We start from the raw sequence: 16,343 nt of genomic DNA on the forward strand, positions 1-16,343 counted from the left end.
TCAATCCGGCAGTATTAAGAAGCATCCGCCACGTGATCGAATGCGGACGCAAGGAAGGCATCATGGTAGGCATGTGCGGGGAAGCGGCAAGCGATCCGCTGCTTATTCCTTTGCTGCTGGCCTTTGGCCTAAATGAATTCAGCATGAGTGCCTCCGCCATTTTAAATGCCAGAAAGCTGATCACCGGCTACAGCACCAGAGAACTTCAGGCAGTGGCTGACAAGGCCATGTCCTTTGCTACAACCAAAGAAGTGGAAGATTATATGAAGGAGTTTATTCACCATTCATAATCCTTCCCCATGTATCATCATTTGATATTGCTGTTTATGGACAAATGTTATGAAGGAAAGGATAGCAAAAAGAGTCATCTTCCTTCAATGAAAAGCGGCGGACTATGGTTTATTAATACCATGAAATCCGGTTTTAGGAAAATATATTTCTATCAAATTGCACTTGTGTTTCTGCAAAATTTAAATCAGTGACCTATTGTAAGAGTTTGAAAGTAGTGATATTATATGGCTAATTTCAGGAGAGCCTGAATGAACCAAAATACAAATCTAAAAAGGAGAAATATCATGTATTTGTTTCCAAATACATGATATTGGGAAAATAATGATTCGTTTTGCCACAATAGGAACAAATTTTATTGTCAGATGGTTTCTTGAAGCCGCAGCCATGAGCAATGAACTCTTATATGCAGCTTCGTATTCAAGAGAAGAGGAGAAAGCAAAAGCATTTGCAGCGGAATATGGTGCAGCCAGATATTGTACCGATTTACAGGAACTTGCGGAGTCAAAGGATGTGGATGCGGTATACATTGCCAGTCCCAACAGCCTGCATTTTGAGCAGTCAATTTTAATGCTTTCTCACGGAAAGCATGTGATGTGTGAAAAAACAATTACATCCAACAGTCAGGAACTCCATAAGCTGATAGAGGCTGCTGACAGAAACCACGTGGTCCTGTTAGAAGCCATGCGTTCCATTTTTGACCCTGGATTTGCTGTGATACAAGAAAATCTGAAACGATTGGGAAAAATTCGCAGAGTCAGCTTCCAGTATTGTCAGTATTCTTCCAGATATGATAAATTTAAAAATGGTATTATTGAGAATGCGTTTGATCCCTCTTTTTCCAATGGGGCTTTGATGGATATTGGGGTGTACTGTATCCATCCCCTGGTTAAGCTTTTTGGCCTGCCGCAGAAAATCATATCTGATGCCATCTTACTGCATAACGGAGTGGATGGAGCAGGAACTATTTTAGCCAGATATGAGGAAATGCAGGCAGAACTCATCTACTCTAAAATATCAGACAGCCATATTCCCAGTCAGATTCAAGGGGAAGAAGGAACCCTTGTTATTGAAGATATACCGAATCCCCGGAACGTAACCTTTTATGGAAGGAATGGAGAATGTGAAGTTCTGGTCTCTCATGAGCCAGAGTTAAATCTGATTTATGAAATTCAGGAATGGATTGAGCAGATTAAGGGCCACCAGGACTGGCATGAACCGATGAAAGCCTCACTCATGGAACTTCAAGTTATGGATGAAGTCAGGAGGCAGCTTTCTATAAATTTTCCGGCGGATGAGGAGGAACAATGGAAGAAATACTAGAAAAAATTGAAGATTTAAAAAAGCAGCAGGAACAATTGGTATTTCAGGATTTTCAAGAAGAGACTGCCTGGGTGATTGGTTCCAGGATTCGGGAACAAGCAGTAGAAAAGAATTATCCGGTTACGATCAGTATAACCTTGGGCCGGAGGCGCTTATTTTATTGTTCTATGCCTGGAACAGCTCCTATTAACGATGACTGGATTAGGAGAAAAGAAAATACAGTATACAAATTCCACAAGAGTTCTTACGAAATGTCTCTGTATATGCAGTTGAAACAAGATGAAATTGGCCGAAGGTACGGGCTTGATTGTGCTGAGTATGCAGCCGCAGGAGGGGCAGTACCTTTGATATTAAAAAATAGTGGAGTGGTAGGGGCTGTTACTGTATCGGGGCTGGCGGAAAATGAGGATCATGATTTGGTTGTGGGAGTAATAAAAGATTACTTATCTGCCAGAGCAGTGTTAAAACCTGATAAATAAAATACTTAACAGAAAGAGTCAAGCTTTTTTCTTATTAATCAGCTGTTTTTCTTTCATTAATGAGCGACAGAGGAGTTCATTTTATATGAATTTAATGAAAAACAATAATGAATATGATATAATAATAAAAAATCAAGTTATTAGATCATAGCTATCACATTGGTTCATAGCTGAATAATAGGAGGAAATACAATGTTTGCAGAAGAACGCCAGAATGACATTGTTTCGTTAGTGAATAAAAATGGATCAGTCCGCGTAAAGGAGTTAAGCGAAAAATATGACGTAACAGAAGACAGCATCCGAAAGGATTTGACCCAGTTGGAGAAGAGAGGGCTGTTAAAGAAAACCTACGGCGGGGCTATGAAAATCAGGATCAATGTCCATGACTTGGATGTAGCTCAGAGGAAAGACAAAAATATTGATATGAAACAGAAAATAGCTAAAAAAGCTATGGAGCTGATCAAAAACGGAGATATGGTTTTTTTGGATATATCAACTGCAAATTTAGAGCTGGCCAAGCTGTTGGCAAAATCTATGATTCCAATCACGGTTGTTACTAATATGATTGATGTGATGCAGGTACTGGCTGAGGCAGTAACAGTAAAAGTGATATTCTTAGGCGGGACCTTTATCCGGGGAAATTATGGGTTTGTAGGCAGTATTACCATTAACCAGATCGTTAATTACCGGTTTGACATCGCCTTTATAGGGGTAGTGGGTGTGGATCTGATTGATAATAGTGTTGCCACCTATATGGTTGAGGATGGCTTAACCAAAAGTGCAGTCATTGAGGCCAGTAAAAAGGCATATATGATGCTGGAGACCAGAAAGTTTAATATGGATGGAACATACAAATACGCTAAGGTAGACAGTTTTACTGGGGCGGTTATGGATGAAAAGCCTCAGGAAGACATTGAGGAGCAGATGAAAGAATATGACCTGGAGTGGATTTATTGATGATATGATATAATCTTGAAAGGAAAATGTCTTTCAACCTTAATGTATCAGCATATGGATGCAGAATGGATAATCTTAAGTACTGGCTAAGGCCAGACATAGGATTATCCTTTTTTATTCTTGTAACAAAATGGAAATATGGATAAAATGATAACAATAAATAATAAATATATTGACAATGAGAATAAATAATAATATTATAATGGTAATAAACAAGGGTAAATAATAAATAGTAATACATATTAATAAAAAGGAGGAATGTAAATGAACCTGATTATGACTGATAAAATTGTACGGTTAAAAGAAAAAATGCTTTCCGAACCCCGCTATGCATCCATTGAGCAGGCAAAAATTATTACAGATGCCTATAAGGCCAATGAAACAAAACCCAGGATTATTCAGAGGGCTCTGGCTCTAAAGGCTTCATTGAAAAAACTGGAAATCAGTGCGGAACCGGAGGAATTGATTGTAGGGAACCGTACTGCAGGCGTCCGGTATGGAGTGGTATTTCCTGAGAGCGGCAGCACATGGGTGGATAAGGAGTTTGAGACCCTCCCAACACGCCCACAAGATAAGTTTCAGATCAAAGAGGAAGATATTTTCTATTTCCGTAAAGAAATCAAGCCATACTGGCAGGGAAAATCCCTGGAAGATGTACTTCGAAGCCGGTATGGAAAAGAGATTGATGAAATTGCAAAGGTGGTGAAGATCAACCAGAAAGATCACGCTCAAGGACATATTTGTCCTAATTGTGCGGAATGGCTTCACAAAGGACCGGCAGCCATCAGAGCAGAAGCAGAGGCTAAGATGAGGCTGACCTATGGGGAAAAGAAAGACTTTTATGAAAGCGTGTCAATCGTCATGTCAGGCACTCAGGATTTTATGGTCCGGTATGCAAGGCTTTTGACTGAAATGGCAGAACAGGAGTCAGATGAAGACAAGAAAAGCAGTATGATCCATGTTTCAAAAATCTGCCATAAGCTGTCAGAACAGGCTCCGGAGACTTTTCATGAGGCAGTCCAGTCTCTTTGGTTTTTATTCGTCATTCTTCACATGGAATCCAATGCTTCCTCTTTTTCTCCTGGACGTATGGATGATTACTTATGGGAGTATTACGAAAGAGATCTGCAAAAAGGTGTTTTAGACCAGCAGGGTGCATTGGAGATTTTAGAATGCTTATGGTTGAAATTTAACCAGATCATATATTTGAGAAATGCCCACAGCGCCAAGTTTTTCGCAGGATTTCCCATTGGCTTTAATATAGCCATAGGAGGGCAGGATAAAGACGGAAATGATTTTGTCAATGATTTATCATTCCTTCTTTTAAAAGCCCAGGAGCATCTTGGCCTTCCTCAGCCCAACTTATCTGTCCGTCTTCATGAACATACCAGTGATGAACTGTTAAAACAGGCAATCCGTGTTGTGGCAAAGGGAAGCGGTATGCCTCAGTTCTTTAATGACAATGCAGTGGTTCCCTCTATGGAGAAGCTGGGGATTTCCAAAGCAGATGCCAGGGATTATGCTATTGTAGGCTGCGTGGAATTGACTACTCAGGGAAATAACTTAGGCTGGAGCGATGCGGCCATGTTTAACTTTAATAAGGTTCTGGAGCTGACCTTAAACGGGGGAAAATGTCTGATTACCGGTGAGCAGCTGGCGGAAGATTATGGGGATATTACTACATATCAGACCTTTGAAGAGCTGGAAGCTGTTTTCCGGAGATACCTGGAAGAATACATGGATAAGATGATAAGAGCCTGTGAAGAGGTAGAAAAGGCTCATATTGATCTGCTCCCGTCTCCATTCTTATCAGCAGTCATTGATAACTGCATGGTAAAGGGAACAGATGTGACTGCCGGGGGTGCTCACTATAACTTTTCCGGAATTCAGATGATTCAGATAGCTAACCTGGCTGACAGCATGGCAGCAGTGAAAAAGCTGGTGTTTGAGGAAGGAAAGATTGGAAAGCAGGAGCTTTTAGATGCTCTTCGATCTGATTTTAAGGGATACGAGATACAGAGAACCATGCTTTTGAACAAAAGTCCTAAATACGGCAATGATGTGGATTGGGTAGATGAGTTAGGAGCCAAGTGGGCGGAGTATTTCAAAAACCGCCTGTCCCATTATACCAATTACAGGGGCGGAAAATATCACACGGGAATGTACACGGTATCAGCCCATGTTCCTATGGGAGAGAATATAGGAGCTTCCCCCGATGGACGCCGCGCAGGGCAGCCCCTGGCTGATGGCGGTATGTCACCAGTATACGGAAGAGACATTGCAGGACCAACGGCCGTATTGAAATCCGTATCAAAGTTAGATAAGAATTTAACCACCAACGGCGGGCTGTTAAACATGAAGTTTTTGCCGGAATTCTTTAGGACTGATACGGGAATCGACAAATTTGCAAAGTTTTTGAGGGCATTTGTGGACCTGGAAATTCCCCACATCCAGTTCAATGTTGTACGAAAGGAAGACCTGATTGCAGCGAAGAACGATCCGGAGCAATACAGGAGTCTGACAATCCGTGTGGCAGGATACACGGCCTACTTTACAGAGCTGGCAGGTGAACTGCAGAATGAGATTATTGAAAGAACCAGCTATGGGGATATATAAGGAACGGGAGACGGCACATGGATCGTAAAAACATACAGGGAACTATATTTGACATCAGAAGATTTTCTACCCATGACGGCAGTGGAATACGGACTACGGTTTTTTTAAAGGGATGCCCTCTCTCTTGCGTGTGGTGTCATAATCCGGAAGGAATATCGGTAAGGCCAAGGCCCCTCTATTTCCCTAATAAATGTATCCGGTGCGGAATATGTGCCGGTCTGTCTCAAATTGGCGGTGTAGTAATGAAAGAAGATGGGGTGAAGCTTCATCCAGAAAAAGACGAGGACTGGCATCAGATTATCGATGCCTGTCCTTCAGGGGCCTTGGCATGGGACTCCAGGCAGGTGACAGTCCGTGAAGCGGTAGAGGAACTGATGCGGGATGAGCCTTTTTTTAAGCATGGCGGAGGTGTTACATTATCAGGTGGAGAACCTCTTTTACAGGCTGAATTTGCAGCAGCCCTTCTTGAGGAGTTGAAATCACGGGAAATCCATACTGCCATTGAAACTGCCCTTCATGTGAAGCAGGAGATTATAGAAAAAACGCTTCCATTTTTGGATTTGATTTATGCGGATTATAAAATTTCTGATCCGGGAGAACATCAAAGATATACGGGCGTATCCAATGAATTAATAAAAAGTAACATCCGTTTTTTGTTGGAATCTGATAAAAAGGAATCTGTAATCATAAGAACGCCTATGATACCAGGATTGACAGACAGCCCCGGAAATATTGCTTCTATTAGCTGCTACATATCTGGAATCTACCCTCAGGTTTCCTATGAACTTTTAAATTACAACCCTCTGGCAGAATCCAAATACCACTTAATCGACAAAGAATATTATTTTAAAGAAAACCCCAAACGGTATTCTGATGAAGAAATGAAAGTATTTACTGAAATTGCCTTTTTAAATGGAGTGAAAAATATAATCAGGGAATAATGGAAAGGATATGAATTATGAAACTTATTATTGACGATGCGGATATCAAAAAAATCAAGGAACTTTACAGCATATTTGCTATAGACGGGGTGACTACCAATCCGTCTATACTGGCCAAAAATGGAAAACAGCCATTTGAAACCTTACGGGAAATCCGCGAATTTATAGGAGCGGAGGCAGAGCTTCATGTCCAGGTGACGGCTGAGACTGCAGAAGAGATGCTGGAGGATGCTCACAGAATCCAGGAGGAGCTGGGGAAGAATACTTATGTAAAAGTACCCGCTACAACAGAAGGATTAAAGGCAATGAAGGTTTTAAGTGCAGAAGGAGCCAATATTACAGCAACTGCAATTTATACTCAGATGCAGGCTTTTCTGGCAGGTAAGGCTGGAGCCCATTATGCGGCCCCATATGTAAACCGGATTGATAATTTGGGGGCAAACGGTGTGAAAACAGCGAAGAGCATTCATGACATTTTTAAGAAAAACGGCTTAATGACAGAAGTATTGGCCGCAAGTTTCAAAAATTCCCAGCAGGTGCTGGAACTCTGTGAATATGGAATCGGGGCATCCACCATTTCACCTGATGTAATAGAGGGATTGATTAAAAATGATTCCGTTACCATGGCTGTGACCGCTTTCACAAAAGACTTTGAAAACTTGTGCGGGCCCGGAGTGACTATGAAGAATTGCAGATAGGAGGTTCTCATGTTATCTGATAAGGCGAACCGCATTTTAAAAATTCTGGTTTTAAATAATAATGAGCCGATTACAGTAAAAATGCTGGGGATTTGCCTGGATATGTCAGAACGCTCTGTAAGTACGTACTTAAAAGAGGTTAGTGATTTTTGCGAAAAGCATCATATCACTTATGTCAGTAAACGAGGAAGCGGCGTTTACCTGGAACTTTCGGAGGCAGAGTCCTGCGCATTAAGAAATTTTTCGGAACCCTCCTACTATGATGCGGAATACCGGATCAGCTACATCAAACAGATTCTTCTGGAAGGATGGGAGAATTACACTATTTCTCTATTATCGGAGGAACTGTTTACTTCTAAATATATAATAGGAAGCGATCTGGATTTAGCGGAAGCCTGGTTTAAAGAGTATGGTCTGACCTTTATAAGAAAGTCAAAAAGGAAACTTTCTATTGAAGGAAATGAATGGAACCGCCGTCGTGCCATCATAAGCAATGAACGTTCAAAAAAGAATAGGATCAAAGCGGTGAGTCAAACCGAATATGACAAACGATTGGATGGTTTAAGTGCTGCAATGCTGGAAAATTATTGCGGATCAGAGATATGCAAACGTATCTGCCAGGCAATCGGAGGGTTTGAAGATAAGGCGGGGGGCCGCTTTGTAGATTACAGCTTTATAATGTTGGTAGAATATTTGTGTGTCCAATATGAACGAATTCGCACTGGAAAGCATATATCGGATCAGGAATTAGGGGGTTCCTATCCTGGGGAATCTGCCTCCGGCCACATGGGAATACTCATAAGTAATTTGGAATCAGCCTTGGGAGTGACCCTTGGTTCAGGAGAACGTGATTACTTGTATATTCTTCTGGCAGGAGCAGAATTTCAACAGGATGAGGAGGAGAAAAAGCGGGAATTTCTACTGGTTTCCCGTCAAAGTGTACATGAGATAAGCGGGCGCATTTTGATGTATTTATCAGGTGTATCAGGATTAAAACTATACCAGGATGAATGCTTGTGCAGCGGCCTGGAATTTTTTGTTCACCGCTGTATGATACGGACAAAATTCGGATTGGAAATATGCAATCCATTTTTAGAAGAGATCAAGAAAAGTTACAGTGCAATTTTTACAACCTGCTTCAGCCTGGGGAGCTATATCCGGGAAGATGCAGGGAACATGCCGTCAGAACATGAAATCGCATTTTTAACGCTCTTAATCGGCGGATCTATCATACGAATGGATAAAAAGACAAGGGCTGTACTCATTGGGGCAGGAAGTCTTCTTTTAGCAGAAATGACCGCAAAGAAAATTGAGCAGAGGGTGCCCTGGATCAGCGTTATTGCTGTTCTCCCCATGGACTGTGCCTGCCAGGTGAAACAGTTGGACTGCAATCTGGTTATTACTACCATACCTGGTTATGAACTGGAACTGCCTACGGTCTATGCGACACCGGTCATCAGTGACCGGGACGTGCTGAAACTGCAAAAGGCGGTCAACCAGCTTTATGCGGACAGACTGGGGCATACAGATCCCTTTTCTTTAGCAGATTATTTTAAGCCTGAATTCATCCTGTTGGATGTGGAATCTGCCCCTAAGGAGCGGCTGATCCAAATGGGGTGCAGCATTCTGGAACGAGAACATTACGTCACTAGCGAATACTGCAAGGAGGTCCTGCGCCGGGAATCGATCAGTTCAACAGAAATAGGCAATGGAGTCGCCATTCCCCATGGAATAGAAAATACAATCCGTAAGCCGGCGGTTTTTATTATACGCCTCAAGAACAAAATGGATTGGGGAAATGGTCTGGTGGATATTATTTTTATTTTGGCGTTGAATTTCAACGATATTGGTGTTACCAGGAAGTTTTTTAATTTGTTTTATGAAAAAGCAGGAAATGAGGAAACCGTGGAACTAATCAGAACTGCTAAAACGAAGGAAAAGGTTCTTTCCATACTCCAATGACAGGAATTAAAAGAGATAAACTAAGGAGGAAATCCCAAGGTTATCTCTTTTTTCTGTTTGTTTAAAAAAATGCAGTTGTCCTAATGCAAAAACACAATGATCGCTATATTGAAAATAATAAAAAGTTGGAATAAAATAGTGTCAATAAATAAAGAAAAATAACAAGGAGGATTTTCATGGAAAAAGAATTAATGTCACCGGCATTAATTATGTTTGACATGGCCGCAAAAACGAAGGAGGAGGTGATCTCCCAGATGTCCTGTCTTCTGGAGGCAGACGAGCGCCTGTTGGACAGAAATGGGTATGAGCAGGATGTATTGATAAGGGAAGGACAGGCATCTACATCCGTAGGTTTCCTGACGGCCACGCCTCACGCAAAGTCAGCTCATGTAAAGTGCCCTTCCCTGGCATTTGCAAGGCTGTGCCAGCCAATTAAATGGGATGGTACTGAAGAAGAGGTAAGCCTGGTATTTCAGGTGGCTGTTCCGTTGGAGGGGCAGGGGGACCGCCATCTGGAGATTCTGGCCGGTCTGTTTCGTAAATTGATTTATGATGAATTCCGGGAAGAGCTGTTGAATGCGGATACGAAGGAAGAGATTTCAGTGCTGATAGGAGAGCTATAAGGAGGAGAAGATGAAAGAATTAGCAGGAATATTAAAGAATACGAGAACTCATTTAATGAACGGTGTATCTTACATGCTTCCGGTGGTTGTAGGGGGAGGAATTCTGATGGCACTGGCCGTCATGCTGGCAGGAGAGGGAGCTGTACCTGAAACAGGCTTTACAGCAGAATTGTGGCAGATCGGTGTAAGCGCCCTGGGGCTTATGGTACCCGTACTATCCGCATTTATAGCGGTATCTATTTGCGACAGGCCGGGAATTGCTCCCGGACTTGCAGGAGGTGTCCTCGCCAATGCAGTTGGTGCAGGTTTCCTGGGCGGTATTGTATCCGGGTTATTTGCCGGAATTCTCTGCTACTATTTAAAGAAAATACCCTTACCAAAAGCAGTGCAGTCATTAAAATCCATTATCATTATACCGGTTGCCGGAGTTTTCCTGACAGGTGTTATGATGCTGTATGTCATCGGAACTCCTATTGCAGGCCTTATGGATACCATGACAGTATTTCTTACAACCATGAATGAAGGCAATAAGATCCTTCTGGGCCTGATTGTTGGGGCCATGATTGCCTTTGATCTTGGAGGACCGGTTAACAAAGTTGCATTCGGCTTTATGGTGGCGACCATTGGTATGGGAATTTATACTTATGCCGGTCCTTGCGCCATCGCCATCGCAGTACCCCCTCTGGGAGCAGGAACAGCTTCCTTGATCTTAAAGAAGAAATTCACAAAAGAAGAAAGGGAAGCCGGAATCGGTGCCATAGCCATGGGAGCTGTGGGTATTTCCGAGGGAGCGATTTCCTATACCAGTGCTGACCCCATTCATATGATTCCTATTAATATGGTAAGCAGTGCCATTGCTTCTGCTCTTGCATATGCCATCAACGTAAGCAGCAAAGCAGCGTGGGGAGGACTCATTGTTCTTCCGGTGGTTGGAAATCGGATTGGATATGTAATCTCTATGGCAGCAGGGGTTGGCGTTTATGTGGCTTTATGTGCGGTATTTAAGAAAAACGCCTCAGAGGCTGCCCAGACAGCCGATGATGACGATGTAGATATTTCATTTGAATAAAGGAGAAAAGTTTCATGAAAATTTTAGCAGTAACAGCGTGTCCGTCAGGAGTTGCCCATACTTATATGTCTGCAGAAGCAATTGCTAAAAAGTGCAAAGACCGCGGCTGGGAAGTAAAAGTAGAAACACAGGGATCCATTGGAGTAGAAAATGCCATTACGGCAGATGATATTAAAGATGCCAATGCAGTTATTCTCACAAAGGACATGCCCATTAAAAATGAAGAACGGTTTCAGGGGAAGCTGATTGCCAGAGTCGCTATCAGCGATGCAATTAAGAAAACAGATGCCATACTTAATAAAATAGAGGCAATGGTTAATAAACAGTAGTTCTTATAGAAATAATGTCTTTATTCAAGGGCCTGTTTCTTTAAATAGGGGAGAATATTTAATAGAGAGAAGCAGGAAGGAGTATATATTTATAGAAGAAAAGATGCCTGGCAGAAGAGACCTTGCAAATGTAACCTAATATCATAGCCTTAAAAGCCATAGTCCCGGAATCCAATGAGACTATGGCTCTTTTATTACCTCCTCTATTAACCAGTTATTTGTGTTGTTTCGTAATGACATATTGGAAAAATCAGCAAACAGTATAGTTACGATATTCCGGAAAAAAGAGGCCATAACTACATTGTTCAGGATTTTGTACCAGTTGGGCAGCAGAAGCTGAAAATATATCCAAACTTTTGGAAGATTTAAAGAAGTTTAAAAATAACTTTAAAAATTTATTTGCACAATCTAAAAGTCAAAGTAATAAAGGCTCTATCCATGAAGATTAAGGAATGTGCAAGCAAGAAATGGATATATGTCTTTTCACTTTAATACAGTGGCAATAATGGAATCTACCCTGAAGTCATAGGCTTGTGATTAACTTTGGTTTTATATTGTCTAAGCTATTTTAATAATAGTCCGGCCTATGTGAGTGCCTTCTTTAAGTTTGCTGATGATTTCAGGCAATTGTTCTAAGGTGATTTCATTCATTCGTACAGATTGAGTAACATTCCACTCCTTAGCCATTTTCTCCCAAAGTTCAGGTCTTTCTAATGGAGGTACATTCACCGAATCAATGCCAAGCAGTTTAACGCCTCTTAAGATAAGCGGTAACACAGTGGTATCGATTTTTATCCCACCGGCATTGCCGCATAAACTCATACACCCTCGATAAGAGATTTGCGAAATAAGTTTAGAAGCCACATCACCGCCAACAGTATCTAAAACATAGTCGAAGTTTTGCTTCGCCAGAGGTTTTGCCCCATCACCGAGTTCATCAACATGAAAGGTTTTTGTTGCCCCAAGTTCCAGTGCAATATGGTGCTGATAGTCTTTTCTAATCAGAGCAGTGATATTATTATATCCTGTTTTCTTGAGAATCTGAAGGGCTATGCTCCCTACTCCGCCCGTTGCCCCAGTGACCAGCAGCCTAGGGTTGTTTTCAGGCTTCATCCCATTTTTCTCTAACTCAGCAATGGACAAGGCAGCAGTGAATCCGGCAGTTCCAAAAATCATTGCCTCTTTCAATGATAAATTATGAGGAAGCTTAACAATCCAATCTGCCTTAACTCGTGCTACTTCAGAGAAACCACCCGTATGGGTCATTCCCATATCAAATCCTGTCACAATGACTTCATCGCCTTCTTTGAACCGTTTATCTGCAGAAGAAATCACCGTTCCGCTAAGATCAATCCCTGGAATCATGGGATAATTGCGAATAACTCCCCCTTTTTTCTGTACAGCTAACATATCCTTATAATTTACAGATGAATAGTGTACCTTGATGACTACTTCCCCTTCAGACAATTGATCCAGGGCCGTCTCTTTGAGGGAAAACTCAATATTATCATTTTTTTCTTCTACTACAATTGCTTTGAAAGTTTCCATTTTTCATCCCTCCTTTGCTGATAGAATATCACAGAAATGGAGAACTTAAAAGCGGCTTTAACCTGGATTTAGAATGTAATGAACACAAATAACCATGACACATATTATTTCCTGCTTTAAAGGAGGCAGGAAAACCATTAAATGAACAGAGCAGGTTCCGTAAGGTTCTATAAAGATCCTATTAAATTTAAGGAGATCCCGGCAGCAGTAGCGGTTTGCAAATGAAAAAACAGTAGAAGCAACTCGCATATAGTTTATCCACACAAAGGTTAAATTCTTACTTTTAAAATCAGAAAAGGGAATAGCTGCGTTACTCTTTTTCTATTCATATCAATTTCCCCTCAGTTTATTTTGTTGAGATATTCTTCAAGGCAAATGCCCTGATTATAAATTTCGGTAGCTGCGTCAATACCTACATAGCGGTAATGCCACGGCTCGTCAATGACTCCTGTTATTTCTGTTTTGTCGGCTGGATAACGGCGGATGAATCCAAACTTATAACTGTTTTGATCGAGCCATTTATAAACTTCTTCCCCGGTGGAGCGGATACCGTCAGCGTTGATGTCAACAGCAATCCCCAATTGGTGTTCACTTGTTCCGGGAACAGCTACCCATGTTTCAGCTTTGAATACCGCTGCTGCGTCGGAGTAGCCCTCTGCTTTATAAGCAGCAATTTTTTCGGACATCAGGCTCTGTTGCTTTTCCACAGTTCTATATCCGGAAACAACAACAGGATAAACGTTATCGCTCCTTGCGGCATCCAACATTTCCTGGAGCGCAGGGTATATTCGCGTATCTACCAACTGTCCGTTTGCCAATTCTGTAAAGTCCGCTTCATAATCCTCCGGAATGTGATTCCATTTATTTACTAAAATCAAACACCAAGCTGTTTCATCAGTAATGCTTTGTTCATCAGCGGCTAAACTGGTGTCAAAATCAGTATTGGTTACAATATTCTCGGAAAGATGGGCATCAGGCTGCGTATCTGCGGCAGGCGGAATATGGTTCACAGTCAGGCCAAAAGCCAATATTACCGCAGTAAGGCAGCAGCACAATATTAAAGTAAACCCGTGGGGCGTGTGACGCTTCCGCTTTTTATGCCTCGTATTTCTGCTGAAATCATTGTCATTCCAATATTCTTTCATTATGGCAGTCCTCCTGATTTATTTACCGACGGTGCTATTATGGCAGAGCAGTCTGTATTTCCCCTGTAGTGAAACTGTAGTTTGTCTGTAGCGGCAAGAAATAAAAAAGACCGGCAGGAATAACCCTGTCGGTCAAAGCGGTGGATCGTTTTAATTCATTTTATCCTTATAGTGGCTCATGTTCTTGGCAAGTCTATCCAAAATAGAATTCCCTCCGGAGTATTTTCTAAAGCAAAATTGATGTTCATGGCTTCCAGGGTTTTCCGCACGATGGTCAGCCCTAAGCCGCTCCGGCCGCCTTCTCTTTTCCGTGCCCGGTCTGTGCGGTAGAATGGGTCAAACAGCTTCGGCAGAACCCCATCGTCAATCCTCGCTCCCGTATTCAATATGCAAAGGCGAAATTGCTCTGCTGCCGGTTCACTCCATATCCGAACCTGGCCCCCTTTAGGCGTATTCTGAACCGCATTTAATATGATATTGGAAAGTGCCTTTTGGAACATTTTTGGATCTATAAGGCAATTAAGCCCAGCAGGAATATCCGTAATAATGTGCAAGTCGTTTGCTTCCGCTAAAAGCTGATAATCAGGCAGCATACCCAAAACCATATCTCCGATGTCTAGTTTTTCAGGAACAGGCGTAATTTTCCCATTGTTCAGGCTTACGATTTCAAGTATTTCAGAAATGGTTTTGCCCTGTACGTCCATCATTCTTACACATTCGCGTAGATATTTAGGGTGGTCTTTGTAATCACCTATATTTTCAAGCATCCCTTCTAACAAAACACTTGTAGCCGCGATAGGCGTTTTTAGCTCATGGGAGACTGCTGAAAAGAAATACCGCTGGGTTTCTTCCAACTCACGCACACGTAAGATTTCATCTTCCAATTGGGATATGGTTTCTTTCAGTTTTTCGTACATGAAATAAATGTCATGAGCCAATACACCAAGCTCGTCTTTACGTTCTTCCGGCGGAGGGACCTCTTTGAGATTTGCCATTCTCCCGGCACTATTTACAAGCTGCTTGATTGGTTTTGTTATTTGCTTTGCAAAAATGTATGCGCAAAAAAGGCTGAGCGCAAGCATTGCAGAGAATACAGCAAATACCCTAATAGCTAAATCACGATAAAGAGATTCTAACCCTGTCCTGTTTTGGGCAATAATGGAGAAGTCCATATCATTATGCACAACATAGAAAAAGTCACCGTTGAAATTGTCTGATGTAGTTGCGTTGGGTGTGGTATATATGGGTTTTCTGTTATTATCCACAACGAGGAACTCAAACGACTGGTTGTTTTCATGAAAGCGTTGTGCTATTGAAGCAATGTCATTGTTTTTGCTGGTCTGAATCCGCCGTATTAAAGGTTGGTAAGAAGCTACTATTTCCCGGTTCTGCAATGTTCTGTAGAACAACATAAATTGCCCCGAAAACAATACCGCCATCACGCTGACAAGCAGCAATATGGCAATTACAGTGTAGGTAAATACCTTAATGAAAATTCCATGTTTTTTCATTCAAATTTCCCCTCTAACCGGTAGCCCACGCCACGAACTGTCTTAATAATATTCTCCGGCAGCTTTGCCCGCAGATTTTTGATGTGGGTATGCACGGTACTGCCGTCGCCATCAAAGTCATATCCCCACACCCGGGATAATATGATTTCGTGAGACAGCGTCCGGCCTTTGCTTTGAACCAGCAGCAACAGAAGTTCAAATTCTTTCCGTGTCAATGGAAGTTCTTTACCATTATAACTTGCCGCAAAATTCTCCGGCAGGAGCGTCAGATTACCATAGCGGACTTCTTTTGCCAGTGCACCGCTGCGCCGGAGCAGGGCCTCCACACGTTTGAGCAAAAGCTGAATTTTAAACGGTTTCGTCACATAGTCATCCGCTTCTGCGTCAAACGCCATGACTTGATTTTTGTCATCAGAAAGCGCAGTCATCATCAGAACAGGCGTATTATTCAGCTTGCGAAATTCCCGCAAAAGTTCATGCCCATCCATGCCGGGCAGCATAATATCGAGAATGACAAGCTGATATATATTTTCGTAGAATTTCCTATGGGCTTCGTTCCCATCTAAGCAGGCATCTACTTTATATCCTGCTTCGGACAAAAAGGTTTTGACGGTATTGCATATGTGCTCGTCATCATCGACAAGCAAGATTCGTATAGACATAAATACTTCCCTCCGCAAAAAATGATAACACAGTAATCTGTATTTTTCCTGTAGTTTTAAGAGTTTTTTCGTTCAGATTTTATTTGTTCGTCGGAGGGGTTATCGGGCAGGGAAATACCTCGATTTTTTGCAGCTTTTTAGGCATGATATAGTCCATATAGATCCCTCCATTGCTGACATTATTATATGTGC

15 protein-coding genes are annotated in these 16,343 nt (G+C 41.9%); 11 read left to right on the plus strand and 4 right to left on the minus strand.

Going from position 1 to position 16,343, the window contains the following annotated elements; genetic code table 11:
• The 11 genes from V7M78_RS10795 to V7M78_RS10845 all read left to right on the plus strand — a co-directional run.
• Window positions 1–290, plus strand: a 290-nt coding sequence (locus V7M78_RS10795; protein ID WP_333649327.1) for a putative PEP-binding protein, incomplete at its 5' end; no start/stop codon positions are given.
• Between the two features lie 322 nt (window positions 291–612).
• Window positions 613–1,611 (plus strand): Gfo/Idh/MocA family protein, encoded by a 999-nt coding sequence (locus V7M78_RS10800; protein WP_333649329.1) that lies wholly within the window; start codon window positions 613–615, stop codon window positions 1,609–1,611.
• Entirely contained in the window at window positions 1,596–2,090 is a 495-nt protein-coding gene (locus V7M78_RS10805) for a heme-degrading domain-containing protein (RefSeq protein WP_333649332.1), read from the plus strand. The genes V7M78_RS10800 and V7M78_RS10805 overlap by 16 nt, the downstream gene beginning before the upstream one ends.
• Window positions 2,091–2,282: 192 nt before the next feature.
• On the plus strand, window positions 2,283–3,047 hold the full coding sequence (locus V7M78_RS10810; protein WP_333649334.1) for a DeoR/GlpR family DNA-binding transcription regulator: 765 nt from the start codon (window positions 2,283–2,285) through the stop codon (window positions 3,045–3,047).
• Between the two features lie 264 nt (window positions 3,048–3,311).
• Complete coding sequence (locus V7M78_RS10815; RefSeq protein ID WP_333649336.1) at window positions 3,312–5,663, plus strand: glycyl radical protein; 2,352 nt, start codon at window positions 3,312–3,314, stop codon at window positions 5,661–5,663.
• 17 nt (window positions 5,664–5,680) lie between these two features.
• Complete coding sequence (locus V7M78_RS10820) at window positions 5,681–6,604, plus strand: glycyl-radical enzyme activating protein (RefSeq protein WP_333649338.1); 924 nt, start codon at window positions 5,681–5,683, stop codon at window positions 6,602–6,604.
• Window positions 6,605–6,621: 17 nt separating this feature from the next.
• Window positions 6,622–7,302, plus strand: a complete 681-nt coding sequence (locus V7M78_RS10825) for a fructose-6-phosphate aldolase (RefSeq protein WP_333649340.1) — start codon at window positions 6,622–6,624, stop codon at window positions 7,300–7,302.
• Between the two features lie 9 nt (window positions 7,303–7,311).
• Window positions 7,312–9,264 carry a BglG family transcription antiterminator gene (locus tag V7M78_RS10830; protein ID WP_333649342.1) on the plus strand — a complete coding sequence of 651 codons (1,953 nt, stop codon included), beginning with the start codon at window positions 7,312–7,314 and terminating at the stop codon, window positions 9,262–9,264.
• A gap of 176 nt (window positions 9,265–9,440) precedes the next feature.
• Window positions 9,441–9,887 carry a PTS sugar transporter subunit IIA gene (locus V7M78_RS10835; protein WP_333649344.1) on the plus strand — a complete coding sequence of 149 codons (447 nt, stop codon included), beginning with the start codon at window positions 9,441–9,443 and terminating at the stop codon, window positions 9,885–9,887.
• Between the two features lie 10 nt (window positions 9,888–9,897).
• Window positions 9,898–10,956: a PTS fructose transporter subunit IIC gene (locus V7M78_RS10840; protein WP_333649346.1), complete on the plus strand. Its 1,059-nt coding sequence runs from the start codon at window positions 9,898–9,900 to the stop codon at window positions 10,954–10,956.
• A gap of 14 nt (window positions 10,957–10,970) precedes the next feature.
• Window positions 10,971–11,285: a PTS fructose-like transporter subunit IIB gene (locus V7M78_RS10845; RefSeq protein WP_333649348.1), complete on the plus strand. Its 315-nt coding sequence runs from the start codon at window positions 10,971–10,973 to the stop codon at window positions 11,283–11,285.
• A 558-nt stretch (window positions 11,286–11,843) separates the two neighbouring features.
• On the opposite strand, the gene V7M78_RS10850 is transcribed toward V7M78_RS10845, so the two are convergent.
• The 4 genes from V7M78_RS10850 to V7M78_RS10865 all read right to left on the minus strand — a co-directional run bounded on the left by V7M78_RS10850 (window position 11,844) and on the right by V7M78_RS10865 (window position 16,151).
• Window positions 11,844–12,833, minus strand: a complete 990-nt coding sequence (locus V7M78_RS10850; RefSeq protein ID WP_333649350.1) for a YhdH/YhfP family quinone oxidoreductase — start codon at window positions 12,831–12,833, stop codon at window positions 11,844–11,846.
• 341 nt (window positions 12,834–13,174) lie between these two features.
• On the minus strand, window positions 13,175–13,978 hold the full coding sequence (locus V7M78_RS10855) for a M15 family metallopeptidase (protein WP_333649352.1): 804 nt from the start codon (window positions 13,976–13,978) through the stop codon (window positions 13,175–13,177).
• Window positions 13,979–14,154: 176 nt separating this feature from the next.
• Window positions 14,155–15,489, minus strand: coding sequence for a sensor histidine kinase (locus V7M78_RS10860; RefSeq protein WP_333649355.1), 1,335 nt, complete (start codon window positions 15,487–15,489; stop codon window positions 14,155–14,157).
• A complete protein-coding gene (locus V7M78_RS10865; RefSeq protein ID WP_333649357.1) occupies window positions 15,486–16,151 on the minus strand; it encodes a response regulator transcription factor in 666 nt (221 codons plus the stop codon). The genes V7M78_RS10860 and V7M78_RS10865 overlap by 4 nt, the downstream gene beginning before the upstream one ends.
• Between the last annotated feature and the right edge of the window lie 192 nt (window positions 16,152–16,343).

This window comes from Lacrimispora sp. (assembly GCF_036758025.1).
Lineage (GTDB): Bacteria > Bacillota > Clostridia > Lachnospirales > Lachnospiraceae > Lacrimispora.

Bases quoted from the DNA above. Each gene is read 5' to 3' on its own strand.
- V7M78_RS10800 (WP_333649329.1), top strand. From the start codon at position 613: ATGATTCGTTTTGCCACAATAGGAACAAATTTTATTGTCAGATGGTTT.
- V7M78_RS10840 (WP_333649346.1), top strand. From the start codon at position 9,898: ATGAAAGAATTAGCAGGAATATTAAAGAATACGAGAACTCATTTAATG.
- V7M78_RS10850 (WP_333649350.1), bottom strand. From the start codon at position 12,833: ATGGAAACTTTCAAAGCAATTGTAGTAGAAGAAAAAAATGATAATATT.
- V7M78_RS10820 (WP_333649338.1), top strand. From the start codon at position 5,681: ATGGATCGTAAAAACATACAGGGAACTATATTTGACATCAGAAGATTT.
- V7M78_RS10835 (WP_333649344.1), top strand. From the start codon at position 9,441: ATGGAAAAAGAATTAATGTCACCGGCATTAATTATGTTTGACATGGCC.
- V7M78_RS10810 (WP_333649334.1), top strand. From the start codon at position 2,283: ATGTTTGCAGAAGAACGCCAGAATGACATTGTTTCGTTAGTGAATAAA.
- V7M78_RS10845 (WP_333649348.1), top strand. From the start codon at position 10,971: ATGAAAATTTTAGCAGTAACAGCGTGTCCGTCAGGAGTTGCCCATACT.
- V7M78_RS10855 (WP_333649352.1), bottom strand. From the start codon at position 13,978: ATGAAAGAATATTGGAATGACAATGATTTCAGCAGAAATACGAGGCAT.
- V7M78_RS10825 (WP_333649340.1), top strand. From the start codon at position 6,622: ATGAAACTTATTATTGACGATGCGGATATCAAAAAAATCAAGGAACTT.
- V7M78_RS10865 (WP_333649357.1), bottom strand. From the start codon at position 16,151: ATGTCTATACGAATCTTGCTTGTCGATGATGACGAGCACATATGCAAT.
- V7M78_RS10805 (WP_333649332.1), top strand. From the start codon at position 1,596: ATGGAAGAAATACTAGAAAAAATTGAAGATTTAAAAAAGCAGCAGGAA.
- V7M78_RS10815 (WP_333649336.1), top strand. From the start codon at position 3,312: ATGAACCTGATTATGACTGATAAAATTGTACGGTTAAAAGAAAAAATG.
- V7M78_RS10830 (WP_333649342.1), top strand. From the start codon at position 7,312: ATGTTATCTGATAAGGCGAACCGCATTTTAAAAATTCTGGTTTTAAAT.
- V7M78_RS10860 (WP_333649355.1), bottom strand. From the start codon at position 15,489: ATGAAAAAACATGGAATTTTCATTAAGGTATTTACCTACACTGTAATT.